The sequence below is a fragment of the Immundisolibacter sp. genome, assembly GCF_014359565.1.
Taxonomy (GTDB): domain Bacteria; phylum Pseudomonadota; class Gammaproteobacteria; order Immundisolibacterales; family Immundisolibacteraceae; genus Immundisolibacter.
On the sequence record NZ_JACIZD010000002.1, the window covers coordinates 311,994 to 326,688 of the forward strand.

Here is a 14,695-nt window from a genome sequence, read left to right on the forward strand (position 1 = left end):
AGCGACATGACCGATTCCACCGTCCCGCGCCATTGCCGCCTGCTGATCCTGGGCTCCGGTCCGGCCGGCTACACCGCCGCCGTGTACGCCGCCCGCGCCAACCTCGAACCGGTGCTGATCACCGGCATCGCCCAGGGCGGGCAACTGATGACCACCACCGACGTCGACAACTGGCCGGGCGACGCCGACGGCGTGCAGGGCCCGGAGCTGATGGCGCGCATGCAGCGCCACGCCGAGCGCTTCGGCACGCAGATCGTGTTCGACCACATCAACCGGGTGGAACTGGACCGGCGGCCGTTCGTGCTGCACGGCGACAGCGCCACGTACACCTGCGACGCGCTGATCATCGCCACCGGCGCCTCGGCGCGCTATCTGGGCCTGCCATCGGAAGAAGCCTTCAAGGGCCGCGGCGTGTCGGCCTGCGCCACCTGCGACGGATTTTTCTACCGCGGCCAGGAAGTGGCGGTGATCGGCGGCGGCAACACGGCGGTCGAGGAGGCGCTGTATCTGAGCAACATCGCCAGCAAGGTCACGCTGGTGCACCGCCGCGACCGCCTGCGGGCCGAGAAAATTCTCATCGACCGGCTGATGCAGCGCGCCGCCGACGGCAAGGTGGAGCTGGTGTGGAACCATACCCTGGATGAGGTGCTGGGCGACGAGTCGGGCGTCACCGGCGTGCGCCTCGCCGCCACCGACGGCAGCGGCACGCAGCAGCGCGCGCTCAGCGGCGTGTTCATCGCCATCGGCCACAGCCCGAATACGGACATCTTCGCGGGTCAGCTCGACATGCGCGGCGGCTACCTGCGCGTGCGCGGCGGCAGCGACGGCAACGCCACCGCCACCAGCGTGCCGGGCGTGTTCGCGGCCGGCGATGTGGCCGATCACGTCTACCGCCAGGCCATCACTTCCGCCGGCAGCGGCTGCATGGCGGCACTGGATGCGGAGCGTTACCTGGATGGGCTCGAAAACCGACCCACCTGAGGCGCCCGATCCGGGCGCCGAGTTTCGCGCCGCAGTCGGCCCGGTGCGGCCGCTGCGCGGGGCGCCGCCGGCCAAGGTGCCGGCGGCAACGCGTCCCGCTACCCCGCGCCGCAAACGACCCGACGCCCCGCCACCGTTGCCGGCCGTGTTGCCGGTCATCGAGCCGGGCGCAACCGTGCGGCTGGCTCGGCCCGGCGTGCCAAACCGTGCGCTGCGCCGCCTGGACGGCGAGCTGTTCGTGGCCGAGGCGCAGCTCGACCTGCACGGTCTGACGGCGACGCAGGCCGGCGCGGCGCTACAGACTTTCATCGCCGACTGCCTGGCGAGCGGCTGCGAGCGCGTGCGCATCATCCATGGCAAGGGCCAGCGTCCGGGTCAGGATCTGCCGGTGCTCAAGCCGCTGGTGATCGAGTCGTTAAAAGGGCATCCCGCGGTGCTTGCGCTACGCAGCGCAGGCCCCCGCGACGGTGGCAGCGGCGCCGTGCGCGTGCTGCTGCGCCGCGCCTGATCTGCCGGGCTTCCCGGTGTGCCGGAGTCGAATGAACGTGATCGAACGCCGTCGCTATACCCGCATCAGCCTGCACGTGCAGGCCGAGTTCGTGAGCCAGGGGCGCAGCTGGCCGTGCCAGGCCATCGATCTGTCCCTGCACGGGGCACTGGTCAGCCGACCGCGCGGCTGGGAAGGCGAGCTCGGCGAGCGCTGCGCGCTGCGCTTTCTCCTCGACGAGGGCACCCGCATCCAGATGGCTGGCATCCTGCGCCACCAGGACTCCGACGCGCTCGGCTGGCAGTGCACCGGCATCGACCTGGACAGCATGGGCGAGCTGCGCCGGCTGATCGAGCGCAACCTCGGCGAACCTGCCTTCCTGCGGCGTGACCTGGCGGAAATGATGCGCAAGCACATGAACGCCGGTGCGGGCTCGCCAGGGAAAGCCTGATCACAACGCCGGCCGGGCTGTCCCCGGCCGGTAGTCGCACCCTGGCCACGGGCATTGCGCCATGTGGCCAATTTCAATTCGTCGCTGCAACGGGCCCGTGCCGGTACGGCGCGGCGTCCCCTTGACCGCAGGGCAGTTGCCGCTTTCAATCGCAGGCGCAGATTTCGGTGTTTTCGGTTGCACCTCTTGGCGGCGACCGGGGACAGGTCACCGCAGCTTCGGTGACCTCCATCCGGCAGGCTCGGGCAAGGGGTCGGGAGGTTTCGCCATGAAACGCGAACTTGCCGTGCTCGGTCGCCTGATCCGGCGTGGCACGCTCGAACTTCGATTGCCGGACGGCGCCCGGCACCTGTTCGGCAGCGGCCCGCCGCATGCGCGCTGGACCTTCACCCGCCGCGACAGCCTGCGGCGCATCATCGCCAACCCGGAGCTTGCGCTGGGCGAGAGCTACATGCGCGGCGAGTGGGATACGCCGCCGGGTGAGCTGGCGACGCTGCTGGCCGTGCTGATGCGAAACGCCGGCGAGCTTGCCCGCGACGGCGGGCGCCTGCGGCGCCTGCTGGGCGGCTTGCTGCAGCAGTGGAACCGGGTGCAGGCCAGCTACCGCAACGTGGCCCATCACTACGATCTGGACGAGTGGCTGTTTCGTCTGTTCCTGGATCGGGAGATGTACTACTCCTGCGCCTATTTCGCAGTGCCGCAGCTGAGCCTGGAGGCCGCGCAGCGGGCCAAGGTCGAGCACATCGCCGCCAAGCTGTGCCTGCAGCCGGGCCAGCGCGTGCTCGACATCGGCTGCGGCTGGGGCAGCCTGGCCCTGCATCTGGCGCAGCACCACGACGTGCACGTGATCGGGCTGACGCTGTCCCGCTCCCAGCTGGCGGTCGCGCAGCGCACGGCCCAGGAACGCGGTTTGTCAGGCCGCGTGCAGTTTTTGCTGCAGGACTACCGGGAGCACACGGACCAGTACGACCGCATCGTCAGCGTCGGCATGTTCGAGCACGTCGGGCGGCCTTATTACGCGCGCTTTTTCCGGCAGGTGGCGGCCGGCCTGCGCCCGCACGGTGTGGCCCTGCTGCACACCATCTGTCGCCTGGGTCCGCCGGGACTGACCAACGCCTGGGTGCGCAAGTACATCTTCCCCGGCGGCTACAGTCCGGCGCTGTCGGAACTGACCGCCGGCATCGAGCACAGCGCGCTGAAGGTCATGGACATGGAGCTGCTGCGTCGGCACTACGCGCTGACCCTGAATGCCTGGCAGGCCCGTTTCCAGCAGCATCGCGCCGAGGTGGCCGAGCGCATGGGCGAGCGGTTCTGCCGGATGTGGGAGTTTTACCTGGCGGCCTCCGAGGCCGCCTTCGAGACGGATGGTCTGGCCGTGGCCCAGGTGCAACTGGCGGCCGAGGTCGACGCCGTACCGCTGACGCGCGATTACCTGTATGCGCCGCTGGCACAGCCGCGGGCTTTGCGCCGCGCCGGATGACGCGGCGGGCTGGCCTCAGCCGGTTTCGCCCGCGGCCGGCAAGGTGCTGCCCAAGACTTGACGCAAGACAGCCGCATCGACACTGCGCGGCGCCCCGGCGCGGCGGGGTGCCGCCCAGATGGCGTCCGGAAAGCTCGCGTCATCGGCAAAGCGCGGGATCACGTGCCAGTGCACATGCGGCACCTGGTTGCCCAGGCTCGCCAGGTTGATCTTGGTGGGCCTTAGCACCTGACGCAGCGCCGTCTCCACGCCAAACACCAGTTCCATCAGATGACGGCGCTGCGCCGGCGTGAGGTCCGTCATCTCGGCCACGTGCGCCTGCCAGATCACCCGGCAAAAGCCCGGATAGGCCGGGTCGCCGACCAGCACCACGCGCGCCGAGCGGTCCTGCCACAGCACGGTCTCGCGGTCCGGTTGGCACAGCGGGCAGGGTGCATTCATGCGCCCATTGTGCCCGCTGTGCCGACGCTCCGGCGGCGGAGCCGCTAGTACCCCATCAGCTGCCGGTACTCGTCCCAGAAGGCGCGGATGGTGGTTTCAGTCACCAGGTGGTCGGTGTCCTTCACATCGCGCCCGTCCATTTCGATGCAGGACCAGTCGTTCTGGTCGCGCACCACCGCCTGCTGGCAGATCACGGACGACTCGCCGTCTTCCATGGAGATCAGCCCGGCCGGGCCGATCAGGTTGATCTGCTTCAGGCGGATGTTGCGCAGCTCCTCGTCGTCGGTCTTGTAGCCGAAGTAGGTCCATACCAGCTCGAAGGCATCGCGACCCTTGGGCACGATCTGGCGCACGGCGAGCGTGTTCTGGATCTGCTGGATGACCAGGTTCGGCATCAACGACATGATGACCAAGGTGACGTCATCGCCCCACTCGCCCTTGCGGCCCTTCAGCAGCGAGGGGTCGGCCAGCGTGTAGCTGTCGGCCTGGTAGGTGCGCAGCTGCGAGTCCTTGGTCTCGGAGATGGCCTCCTCGGAGTCCGTGCCGGAACGCGAGAACAGCACCGTGTGCCAGCCGCCGGTGATCTTGACCCCGCCCACCTGGCTCGACCGGTACAGGCCGAAGGTCATGTGGAACAGGTGCAGCAGGCTGGCGTGGTAGGGATCCTTGGTGTTCTCGGCGTAGAACTTCCAGTTGCTGGGGATGTACTGGCGGGCGTGACCGATGACCTCGATGTCGCGGCCCTCCAGCACACGCCGCAGGTGCTGGTCCACCGCGCCATCGGCGCCCAGGTAGTCCTGGAAACCCGGCATGGTGTCGTCGAAGGTGGCGAACACGGCGCCGTGGTAGTTCTCCACCCGCAGCTTGCGCAGGCCGTGCTGCTTGAGGTCGAAATCGGCCGGGTAGCCGCCCTTGCCGCCCAGACCGCGCCGGAAAGGCACGCCGACCAGGTCGCCGGCGGCGTCGAAGGACCACTGGTGGTAGACGCAGGTGTAGGTACCGGCGGCGTTGTTGCCGCGCAGTTCGCGGCACACCAGTGCGCCGCGGTGAGCACAGCGGTTGACCCAGGCATGGATGGCGCCCTTGTCGTCCCGCGTCATCACCACCGGCGTGTCGCCGATGAAGGTGGCCTTGAAGTCGCCGGCGTTGGGCACTTCCGCCGCCAGGCCGATGAAATTCCAGGTCGGGCCGCGAAATATCCTGGCCTGCTCCTCGTCGTACACCGCCTGCTCGGTGAATACACCGTACGGCACGGCCGAGTTGACCCCTTCTTCCGGCCAGATGAGTCCGCCGGTCCGTTTCACGCGTGCGTCCATGACTGATTACTCCTTTGGTGCTGGCTCAGATGGGGGTGACCATCAAGGTCTGGATACGGTACGTGTCGAAAACGCACAGCTTCTCCTTGAAGCGCAGCGCGCCGTTGACGCGCACGATCTTGTCCACGTACTTGCCAGTGTTGTAGACCCGCGTCTCGCCGTCCAGCAGGGTCTGGAACACGCCGTAGTTGGTCTGCGCGGTGATGACACCGGCCTGCTCGCCCAGGATGCGGGTGTTGCTGACCAGGTGGCGGTAGAAGTGCGGCGCATAGATGTTGGCCTTGCGCAGCGCGACGATGCGGTCGCGCAGCATGCCCTTGCTGTCGCAGAACATCACCGCCACCGGCAGGCCAAGATCCGCGTTCTCGCGCGGGATGACCTTGTAGACGCAATCGTCGGTGAAGAAATCCGGCCACTCCTCCAGGCGGTCGTCGTCGATGCACTGCACGTAGGCGTGGATCAGGTCTTCGACTTCCTGGCGCGTGGTGGTGACAGGGGCCGTGGCAACGGCAGTGGACATGGGCGGCACCTCGTGTGGGCATTCAGGTGTGGACATTGTGGACAGGGCCCGCTGGCGGCCATTGACCGCCGTCAAGGGCTTCATGCCTGACCCCGGCGCCGGCAACCCGGGCGGCTGCCAGAAGAACTCGGCGACGCAGGCAGGCTTTGCCCACCGCGCCGGACGGGCGTAGATTGCTGCGCACATGCCGATGAGGGGGCGCCATGCGGGAAGGCCTCAGAGTCACGACCAGCTACAGCCTGGTCTTCAAAGAGCGGACATCGGCGTCTTGCGTTCGCCCCTCCGGAACGTGCCCGGCCCGGGATCAGGCACCGCAGGGATAGAAACCATGACCACTCACCGTGACCTGGCCGCCCTGCTCGGGCGCGAACGCATCACCGCCGTGGTGGCGGATTTCTACGACCGCGTGCGGCACGACCCGGAGCTTGGCCCCACCTTCGCCAAGGTCAGGGACTGGGATGAAGTGAAGGCGCGCATCGGGCACTTCTGGTGGATCGACCTGGGCGGCGAGCGGTACCGGGACGATGTCTACAACCCGCACACCGTGCACCGCCATTTCGGCGTGCGGCCCGAGCAGGTCGATCCGTGGCTGCGGCTGTTCGAGGCGACGGTGCGCGATCATCTTCCGGCCGAGCTGGCCGAGGTGTGGCTCACCCGCGCCCGGCGCATGGCCGACTGGGTGCGCACGGAGCTGCAAAACCCCACTTCCAACAAGAAACAGGAGGATTGAAGATGGACGAGCAACACAAGAAAACCGCCCTGCGCATGATCCCCTATGGCCTGTACGTGCTGACCGGCAAGGCACCGGACGGCCAGCTCGCCGCCGCCACCGTCAACTGGGTGACGCAGGCGTCATTCGCGCCGCCGCTGGTGGCGCTCGGCGTCAAGGCCGATTCCGGCACGCACGCCGTCATCAAGGCAAGCGGCCGCTTTGCCCTGAACATTCTGGGCAAGGAGCAGGGCAACATCGCCTTCGCGTTCTTCAAGCCGGTACAGGCCGAACCGGGCCTGTTGTCGGGCCAGCCATACCAGGACGGCAGCAACGGCGCGCCGGTGCTCGACGCCGTGCCGGCATACCTGGAATGCACGCTGGTCGACAGCGTCGAGCGCGGCGATCACAGCGTGTTCATCGGCGAGGTGACCGAGGCCGTGGTGCGCCAGCAGCCGGCGGGGCGCGCCGACGACGCCACGCTGTGGCTCAAGGACCTGGGCGAGAAGGTGTTCTACGGCGGCTGAGGCTGCCGTCTGCTACGCCGAAGCCCAGCTGCCACGGTTTTTTGTAGGAGCCCGGCTTTGCCGGGCGATGGCGTTGCGGCCGATACCCCTCATCGCGCCGCGAAGCTGCGCTCCCAAAGGCACACCCAGCGGGCGCACCGGCGCCGGGATTTAGCCGGCCATCGAACGCGGCCGAGGCGCCGGATAAAGCTCCTCAAGGCCAATCGAGCGCCCGTGCTCCACCATCATCCGCGCGTGCCGGCGGCGCAGCGCGCGCGGCTGGGGCACTCCGCAGGAGTGGGCGATCATGGCGATCTCCTTCTCCATGTTGCGGGCGAAGTGCGCCACCCGCTCGGCCTTGTCCTCGGGCACCAGGCCGCGCTGCAGGTGCGGGTCGTGGGTGGTGACGCCGGTTGGACAGGTGTTCTTGTTGCACCGCATGGCCTGGATGCAGCCCAGCGCAAACATGAAGCCGCGCGCGGAGTTGACGAAATCCGCCCCCACCGCCAGCGCCCAGGCGGCGCCGCGTGGGTTGATCAGCTTGCCGGAGGCGATCACCTTGATGCGATCGCGCAGATTCCAGGCGATCAGCCGGTCGACCACCGCCGGCAGGCTGTCGCTGAGCAGCATGCCGACACCGTCCATGAGCGGCATCGGCGCCGCCCCACTGCCGCCCTCGGCACTGTCGACGGTGATGAAATCGGGCGCCGATTCCACCCCGCGGCGCAGCACGAGCGCGCACAGCTCGTCCAGCCAGTCCAGGCTGCCGATCACGGTCTTGAAGCCGGCCGGCTTGCCGGTGATGTCCCGGATGCGGGCGATCTGATCCAGCAGGTCGTCCAGGTTGTTGATGTCCGGGTGACGGTTGGGCGACAGCGAATCCTGGCCGGCCGGAATGCCGCGGATGGCGGCGATCTCGGGCGTCACCTTCACCGCCGGCAGGATGCCGCCCTTGCCCGGCTTGGCGCCCTGGCTGAGCTTGATCTCGAACATCCGGATCTGTTCCAAGGCCGCCAGCTCACGCAGGCGCGGCTCGGACAACTGGCCGACTGCGTCGCGCACACCGTACTTGGCGGTGCCGATCTGGAACACCACATCGCAGCCGCCTTCCAGGTGCGCCGGTGCCAGGCCGCCCTCGCCGGTGTTCAGCCAGCAACCGGCCTTGGCGGCGCCCAGCGACAGCGCCCGCGCCGCCGGCTGCGACAGCGCGCCGTAGCTCATGGCCGAGATGTTGAAGATGGCGCGCGTGCTGTACGGCTGCCGGCAGAACGGACCGAGCGTGACCGCATCCGGCTGGGTGGTTTCCTGTTCCAGCGGCGGGAACAGGCTGCTGACGAAAATCACCGAGCCGGGCCGGTGGATGTCCACCGTGGAGCCGAACGCGACGGTGTTGTCGAGGTTCTTGGCCGCCCGGTACACCCAGCTGCGCTGGGCGCGGTTGAACGGCAGCTCCTCGCGATCCATGGCGTAGAAGTACTGCCGGAAGAACGCGCCCAGACGCTCGAACAGGTAACGAAACCGCCCCACCAGCGGAAAATTGCGCCGCACCGCGTGCTGCGTCTGCGTGCGGTCGACCACGTACATCACCAGCGCCACCAGCACCAGCGCGATGAGTGAAAAAACGAACAAAGCCGCGAGCAACTGGAGCGCCGCCATCACCCAGCGACTCAGGTTTTCGGGCAGGATCGGCATCGTGACAACTCCAGGCAACGGCGCGACATGAACTCTGGCCCGTCCATTATCGACCCCCTGCACCGAATGCCGGAGCTACCGCGCCTGCGCCTTGGCGTCAGCGCCTGCCTGCTCGGCCAGCCGGTGCGTTACGACGGCGGCCACAAGCGCGACAGCTTCGTAGCCGACCTGCTGGGGACACACTTCGAGCTGCTGCCGCTGTGCCCGGAGGTGGCCATCGGCCTGGGCGTGCCGCGCCGGCCGATCCGGCTGGTGCAGACCGCCGCCGGCCTGCGCGTGCGCGGCGTGCACGACCCGGCACTGGACGTGACCGATGCGCTGGACGGCGAGGCGGCGCGCGTCAGTCGCGATCTGCCGGACCTGTGCGGCTACGTGCTGAAGAAAAATTCGCCCAGCTGCGGCATGGCAAGAGTCAAGACCTACACCGAAGCGGGCATGCCGAACGGCCGCGCCAGCGGCGCCTATGCCGCCGGCCTGATGGCGCGCCAGGCCCTGCTGCCGGTGGAGGAGGAAGGTCGCCTGAACGATCCGCCGCTGCGCGAGAACTTCATCGAGCGGGTGTTCGCCTATGCCCGCTGGCAGGCCCTGACGGCGAGCGAGGTGAGCGGTGCGGCGCTGGTCGACTTCCACAGCCGCCACAAGTATCAGCTGCTGGCCCACAACCAGGCCGCCTACCGGCGCCTGGGTCCGCTGGTGGCCGGCGCCGGCCGGCGCCCGGCGCCACAGCTGCTGGACCAGTACGGTCGCGAGTTCATGGCCGCGCTGGCGCGGCCCGCCAGCGTCGGCAACCACGTCAACGTGCTGCAGCACCTGGTCGGGTATCTGAAGGACGCGCTCGACCCAGGCGACAAGACCGAACTGCAGGCGGCCATCGACGCCTACCGGACCGGCCGCGGCCCGCTGCTGGTGCCAATCACCTTGCTGCGCCATCACCTGCGACGCCATCCGCAGCCCTGGGCGGCGCGGCAGACCTACCTGCATCCCGACCCGCGCGAGCAGCTGTTGCGCTATCACGCCTGAAGGCGGCGCCGGGCGAGCGGGCACGCCCGGACGCAGGCGGGTGCCGCAGGGCGCAGCTGCGCCGCGGCAAGGGAGCTTGCGTGGACCGCTGCGGCCGGGTGGTACCGGCATGCCGGTCGATGGCCGCCCGCTCAGCCGGCGCCGCCGTCCACACGCGGCCGGCTCAGCATGGGCGCATAACACCACACGAACAGGCCAAACCCGAGGCACCACAGCGCCGCCGACACGGCCACCGCCAGGCGCGGCGCCACGCCGGCCAGTCCGGCGCGCACGGCCGCGGCCACAGCGACGGCCCCGAACGCGAGCGACATCAATGCCGGCGGCTGCAGCGCCCGCCCGGTGTGGCCCAGGCTGACGCGCGCCATCATGGCCAGGATCAGACCGCCTATGGTGCCGATGGTGAACAGGTGCAGCGCCGCACTGCCCAGGATCGGCAGACCCAGGTGCCAGGCCGCCAGCCCCAGCAGCGCCAACACCAGCCAGGCGTAGGCCAGGTGCAGCGACCACAGCAGCGGCACGCGCAAAACGCCAGGCCGAAACCAGCGCGCCAGGCGCACGGCATGGGCGATCCCCAGCAGCAGGAACAGCGGCGCCAGACGCCTGTCCGGCGCCAGCCCCGCCCCGGCGAGCGCCAGCCCCGCGAACAGCGGCAGGCCGCCGTGGGCCAGTGCCTCCAGCCAGCGGCGCGGGGCGATCGGCGCTGGCAGTTGCAGGCCGCTCGCGGTGAACAACGGAATCACGCGCCCGCCGACGATGGCGATGACCGTGCCGATCAGCCACAGCGCGGCCCACAGGGCGCGGCGCAACCATTCGAAATCGCCCGCCGCCAGCGCCCCCAGCGCCAGCGCGTCCGTCAGCGTCAGCAGCACCAGCAGCGCGACCAGCGGATAGTTGCGCCGCTGCCCGACGCGCCCGAGCTGCCAGCCCACACGCACCGCCACCGCCGGCAGGAACGCGAGTTCCAGCGCCACCAGCACCGGCCAGGGCAAACCCGGCCACAGCCAGCCGATGCGCGCCGCCAGCCACAGCGCGAACACTGCTGCAAGCCACCGGCCGCGCAGCCCGGGCGAGCCGGTCCAGGCCTGCACCGCGGTGAGCAGAAACCCGGCGATCACCGCCACGGCAAAGCCGAACGGCATCTCGTGCATGTGCCAGGTCAGCCAGCTGCCGCGCGGCGCGAGTCCGCCCAGCCAGCCGGCGTAGGCCGCCGCCCACAGCCCCGCCGCCAGCACGGCGAACAGCGCGGCGCCCAGAAAAAACGGCCGAAAGCCGAGCCGCAGCAGCGGCACTCCGGCCGCCGGTTTGGCGATCATCGGCTCGCCGGCGGATCGCACGGTCGTTCCGGCTCGCCGGCGAGCGCCTACTGCGCCTGCCCCAGCAGGGCGGCCATCTCGTCCGCAAAGGCCACGAAGCGGTCGTGGTCCTGGCCGAGGTCGATTTCCGCCTGTTCGAACCGCGCGCCCAGGGCATCCAGCTCGGCCTCGGTGAACAGGCGGCGCGCCATCGGAAACACCATTTCGTCTTCCTTCCAGATGTGGTTCGGATACAGCTGCTGGATGCCGGCGATGGCGCTGCGTGCGGCGCTGCTGGCGGATGCGTCGCCGCCGGCCAGCGCCGCGGTCGCGGTTGCCAGCGCGCCGACCAGTTCGCGCCCCCTGGCGTGTTCACGCAGCAGTCCTTCCAGCGGACAGCCGCCGTGCGGCACGCCCTTGTCCTCCATGGCCGGGAACAGGATGGCTTCTTCCTTGGCGTGATGGCACTGGTCGGCGAACTCGCGCATGAAGGCGACGATGTTGCGCAGGCGCGCGCGGTCCGGCATGCGGCCAGCCGCCAGGTCCTGGTCGATGGCGCTCAGGCCGTGCACCACCTGCAGGATGTGGTGATGCTCGTGCATGAGCTGGTGAATAGGGTTGTCATGAGACATGGCGAATAGCTCCCGATGATGTCCGGATCTGCCGTGACTGACCGCCTGCCAAGGGTAATCCACGCCACGGCGGGCGGTGATGACGCGTCCGGGTCAGCCCTCCAGCGCCGCTGCCGGGCCGAAGAACTCCCAGTGCATCTGCCCGGCCGGCACGCCAAGCTCGCCCAGCATGCGCTTGATGGCGCCCATGAACGGCGGTGGACCGACGAAATAGGCATCCACATCGCGCGCCGATGGCAAGCAGCGCGCCAGCAACTCGGGGCTTGCCCGGCCGTAAGCGTCCGCCTGTACGGCGCCATCTTCCTCGTAACAATAAAACCGCCGCGCCTGCGCATGCCGGACCACCAGGTCGTCCACCCAGTCCCGAAACGCATGCACCCGGCCGCTGCGCGCGAAGTGCAGGAAGGTCACCGGCCGGTTTTGCTCGTGCGCCGCGTGCAGCATGGGCAGCGTGGGGGTGATGCCGACGCCGCCGCTGATCAGCACCAGCGGCCGGCTGCCCGGCTGCAGCACGAAATCGCCGGCCGGCGGAAACAGATCGATCGTCGCACCGGTGCCGACCGCATCGTGCAGGAAATTCGAGACCAGCCCGCCCGCCTCGCGCTTGACGCTGATGCGGTAGGTCGACCCGTTGGGCGGGGCGGAGAGCGAGTAATTGCGCCGCACCTCCTGGCCGTCGACGGTGAGTTTCAGACCGATGTACTGGCCCGGCCGGAAGGCCATCACCGGACCACCGTCGGCCGGTTGCAGGTACAGCGAGACGATCTCGTCGCACTCGATCACCTTGCGCGCCACCTGAAACGGTCTTGCGCCGCGCCAGCCGCCGGGCGCTGTCGCAGCGGCCGCGTAGACCTCCGCCTCGGCACCGATCAACAGGTCCGCGAGCTGCTGGTAGGCCGCCGCCCAGGCCGCGATGACCGCATCGGTCGCCACCTCCGCGCCCAGCACCTCGCGAATCGCCCGCAGCAGGCAGGTGCCGACGATCGGGTACTGCTCCGGCAGCACCTGCAGCGAGACATGCTTTTGCACCACCTGCCCGACCAGCGGCCCGAGCGCGTCCAGGTGGTCGATATGGCGGGCGTATTGCAGGATGCCGTTGGCGAGCGCCCGTGGCTGCGCGCCGCTGGCCTGGTGGGCCTGGTTGAACAGCGGGCGCACCTGCGGGTACTCGTCCAGCATGATGCCGTAGAAGTGGCGGGTGAGCGCCTCGCCGCCGGCCTCCAGCAGCGGCACGGTGGCCTTGACCAGATCGCGGTGTTGTTCGGAAAGCATTGTCTGACTCCATGGCAGTGCGTTGATCCCGGACCTGGCCGGTCGCGCGTCCACCCTGCCGGGTGGCTGCGCGCAACACGGTTTGTCCGTCCCGCAGTGCACATCTCACGTTTCGTGCCATGCAGGAAAACCGCACGGTTACACGCAGGCCGCCTTCACGATGTCAGAATGACAAATCTTCAATGAGGTCGATACGACATCTCGGAGCAGTCAAAATGACCCCACCCCAACAGCTCGCCGCCTTCGCGCAGGTGGTCGAAACCCTGGCGCGGGACGAGCCCGACGAGGCCCGTTACCGGCACCTGCTGGAAGCCGCACTGGCGCTTTTCCCCTGTGACGCCACTGCGCTGCTGCGTCTGGAAGGCGACACGCTGCAACCGCTGGCGGTGATCGGACTGAGCCATGACACGCTGGGGCGGCGCTTTCGCCTGCAGGACCACCCACGCCTGCTGACGCTACTGCAGCGGCGCGGGCCGACGCGCCTGGCGGCCGACTGTCAGCTGCCCGACCCCTACGACGGGCTGGTCGAGGGGCGAACCGGCCAGCTCGAAGTGCACGACTGCATGGGCTGCCCGCTGTACGTCGACGAACATCCCTGGGGCCTGCTGACGCTGGATGCGCTGGACCCGCAGGCCTTCGGCGGCGTCGATCTGGATCTGCTGGAGGCTTACGGCCGGTTGGCCAGCGCCGTCGTGGCGCTCGGCGAGCGCATCGGCAGCCTCGCCCAGCAGGCACAGCGCGAGCAACAGCTGGCGCGCACCCTGGCCGAAGACCCGGCGCTGCTGCGCCAGCGCGAACTGATCGGCCACAGCGCGCCCATGCGCCGCCTGCAGGCCGAGATCGACACGGTGGCCGCCACCGACCTGACGGTGCTGATCGGCGGCGAGACCGGCGTCGGCAAGGAACTGGTGGCACAGGCCATCCACGCCCGCTCGCGCCGTGCGCAGCAGCCGCTGATCACCCTCAACTGCGCCGCCCTGCCGGACAACCTGGTCGAAAGCGAGCTGTTCGGCCATGTGCGCGGCGCGTTCACCGGCGCGCTGCGCGAGCGCTGCGGCAAGTTCGAACTGGCCGACGGCGGCACCCTGCTGCTGGACGAAATCGGCGAGCTGCCGCTGGCGGTGCAGGCCAAATTGCTGCGCGTGCTGCAAAGCGGCCAGTTGCAGCGCCTGGGCTCGGATCGCGAACACCACGTCGACGTGCGCGTGCTGGCCGCCACCAACCGGGATCTGGCGGCGGAAGTCCGCGCCGGGCGTTTTCGCGCCGACCTGTACCACCGGCTGAGCGCCTATCCGCTCACCGTACCGCCGCTGCGCGAGCGTGGCCGCGACGTGCTGCTGCTGGCCGGCGGCTTCCTGGAGGAAAACCGCGTGCGCCTGGGGCTGCGCGGCCTGCGCCTGGCCGCCGACGCGCAGCAGGCCCTGCTGCACCAGCCCTGGCCCGGCAACGTGCGCGAGCTCGAACACCTGATCGGCCGGGCCGCCCTGCGCGCGCTGGCGCAGCAGCCGCAGCGCCCGCGCATCCTGACCGTGCATGCGCAGCATCTGGACCTGTCGCCGACGGCCAGCGCAGCGGTCGACGATGCACCCGCCAACACGCCGCCCGCCCAGACCGGCCTGCGCCAGGCGGTCGCAGACCTGCAGCGACGCATGATCGAGCAGGCCCTGAGCCGTCACGCCGGCAACTGGGCCGCTGCCGCGCGCGAATTGCGGCAGGATCGGGGCAACCTGCAGCGCCTGGCCGGACGCCTTGGCCTGAAATAGGGCCTGACCCGGCGATTTCGCGCAGCGTATTGATCGGCATCAAGCCGGCGCCGCCCCCTTATCGACAAGCGTCAAAGTGCTATCTGCCAGGCCTCGCGATACTGGCTTGGCGTTGATTGCTCGTGCAGTCCGC

At 69.3% G+C, this 14,695-nt stretch carries 15 protein-coding genes; 8 read left to right on the forward strand and 7 right to left on the reverse strand.

All coding sequences use genetic code 11. The features are described from left to right. Positions 1 to 6: 6 nt before the first annotated feature. From trxB to H5U26_RS05280, 4 genes are all read left to right on the forward strand, one after another. Positions 7 to 981 (forward strand): thioredoxin-disulfide reductase, encoded by a 975-nt coding sequence (trxB, locus tag H5U26_RS05265; RefSeq protein ID WP_290617376.1) that lies wholly within the window; start codon positions 7 to 9, stop codon positions 979 to 981. Continuing rightward, positions 956 to 1,489, forward strand: coding sequence for a Smr/MutS family protein (locus tag H5U26_RS05270; RefSeq protein WP_290617378.1), 534 nt, complete (start codon positions 956 to 958; stop codon positions 1,487 to 1,489). Before trxB ends, H5U26_RS05270 begins: the two co-directional genes overlap by 26 nt. Before the next feature lie 31 nt (positions 1,490 to 1,520). Further along, on the forward strand, positions 1,521 to 1,919 hold the full coding sequence (locus H5U26_RS05275) for a PilZ domain-containing protein (RefSeq protein ID WP_290617380.1): 399 nt from the start codon (positions 1,521 to 1,523) through the stop codon (positions 1,917 to 1,919). A gap of 268 nt (positions 1,920 to 2,187) precedes the next feature. Next, complete coding sequence (locus H5U26_RS05280) at positions 2,188 to 3,399, forward strand: cyclopropane-fatty-acyl-phospholipid synthase family protein (RefSeq protein ID WP_290617382.1); 1,212 nt, start codon at positions 2,188 to 2,190, stop codon at positions 3,397 to 3,399. A 15-nt stretch (positions 3,400 to 3,414) separates the two neighbouring features. On the opposite strand, the gene H5U26_RS05285 is transcribed toward H5U26_RS05280, so the two are convergent. Genes H5U26_RS05285 through H5U26_RS05295 form a run of 3 tightly spaced genes read right to left on the reverse strand, consistent with a single transcriptional unit; the run spans position 3,415 to position 5,676 of the window. Beyond that, positions 3,415 to 3,840 carry an HIT family protein gene (locus H5U26_RS05285; RefSeq protein WP_290617384.1) on the reverse strand — a complete coding sequence of 142 codons (426 nt, stop codon included), beginning with the start codon at positions 3,838 to 3,840 and terminating at the stop codon, positions 3,415 to 3,417. Positions 3,841 to 3,884: 44 nt separating this feature from the next. Then, positions 3,885 to 5,156, reverse strand: a complete 1,272-nt coding sequence (locus H5U26_RS05290) for an aromatic ring-hydroxylating dioxygenase subunit alpha (RefSeq protein ID WP_290617386.1) — start codon at positions 5,154 to 5,156, stop codon at positions 3,885 to 3,887. A gap of 25 nt (positions 5,157 to 5,181) precedes the next feature. Further along, on the reverse strand, positions 5,182 to 5,676 hold the full coding sequence (locus H5U26_RS05295) for an aromatic-ring-hydroxylating dioxygenase subunit beta (protein ID WP_290617388.1): 495 nt from the start codon (positions 5,674 to 5,676) through the stop codon (positions 5,182 to 5,184). A gap of 328 nt (positions 5,677 to 6,004) precedes the next feature. Here H5U26_RS05295 and H5U26_RS05300 point away from each other — a divergent pair, with 328 nt between their 5' ends. Both H5U26_RS05300 and H5U26_RS05305 read left to right on the forward strand, forming a co-directional pair. After that, positions 6,005 to 6,406 (forward strand): group III truncated hemoglobin, encoded by a 402-nt coding sequence (locus H5U26_RS05300; protein ID WP_290617390.1) that lies wholly within the window; start codon positions 6,005 to 6,007, stop codon positions 6,404 to 6,406. A 2-nt stretch (positions 6,407 to 6,408) separates the two neighbouring features. After that, complete coding sequence (locus tag H5U26_RS05305; protein ID WP_290617392.1) at positions 6,409 to 6,912, forward strand: flavin reductase family protein; 504 nt, start codon at positions 6,409 to 6,411, stop codon at positions 6,910 to 6,912. Between the two features lie 150 nt (positions 6,913 to 7,062). Here H5U26_RS05305 and H5U26_RS05310 read toward each other — a convergent pair whose 3' ends face one another. Then, positions 7,063 to 8,583, reverse strand: coding sequence for an FMN-binding glutamate synthase family protein (locus H5U26_RS05310; protein WP_290617394.1), 1,521 nt, complete (start codon positions 8,581 to 8,583; stop codon positions 7,063 to 7,065). A gap of 66 nt (positions 8,584 to 8,649) precedes the next feature. On the opposite strand from H5U26_RS05310, the gene H5U26_RS05315 reads away from it, so the two are divergent. After that, positions 8,650 to 9,603 (forward strand): DUF1722 domain-containing protein, encoded by a 954-nt coding sequence (locus H5U26_RS05315; RefSeq protein WP_290617396.1) that lies wholly within the window; start codon positions 8,650 to 8,652, stop codon positions 9,601 to 9,603. A 131-nt stretch (positions 9,604 to 9,734) separates the two neighbouring features. On the opposite strand, the gene H5U26_RS05320 is transcribed toward H5U26_RS05315, so the two are convergent. The 3 genes from H5U26_RS05320 to hmpA all read right to left on the reverse strand — a co-directional run bounded on the left by H5U26_RS05320 (position 9,735) and on the right by hmpA (position 12,799). After that, complete coding sequence (locus H5U26_RS05320) at positions 9,735 to 10,916, reverse strand: NnrS family protein (RefSeq protein ID WP_366055895.1); 1,182 nt, start codon at positions 10,914 to 10,916, stop codon at positions 9,735 to 9,737. Between the two features lie 47 nt (positions 10,917 to 10,963). Beyond that, complete coding sequence (locus tag H5U26_RS05325) at positions 10,964 to 11,527, reverse strand: hemerythrin domain-containing protein (RefSeq protein ID WP_290617400.1); 564 nt, start codon at positions 11,525 to 11,527, stop codon at positions 10,964 to 10,966. A 93-nt stretch (positions 11,528 to 11,620) separates the two neighbouring features. Then, positions 11,621 to 12,799, reverse strand: a complete 1,179-nt coding sequence (gene hmpA / locus H5U26_RS05330) for an NO-inducible flavohemoprotein (protein WP_290617402.1) — start codon at positions 12,797 to 12,799, stop codon at positions 11,621 to 11,623. Between the two features lie 215 nt (positions 12,800 to 13,014). Here hmpA and norR point away from each other — a divergent pair, with 215 nt between their 5' ends. Continuing rightward, entirely contained in the window at positions 13,015 to 14,562 is a 1,548-nt protein-coding gene (gene norR, locus H5U26_RS05335) for a nitric oxide reductase transcriptional regulator NorR (protein WP_290617404.1), read from the forward strand. Positions 14,563 to 14,695: the final 133 nt, after the last annotated feature.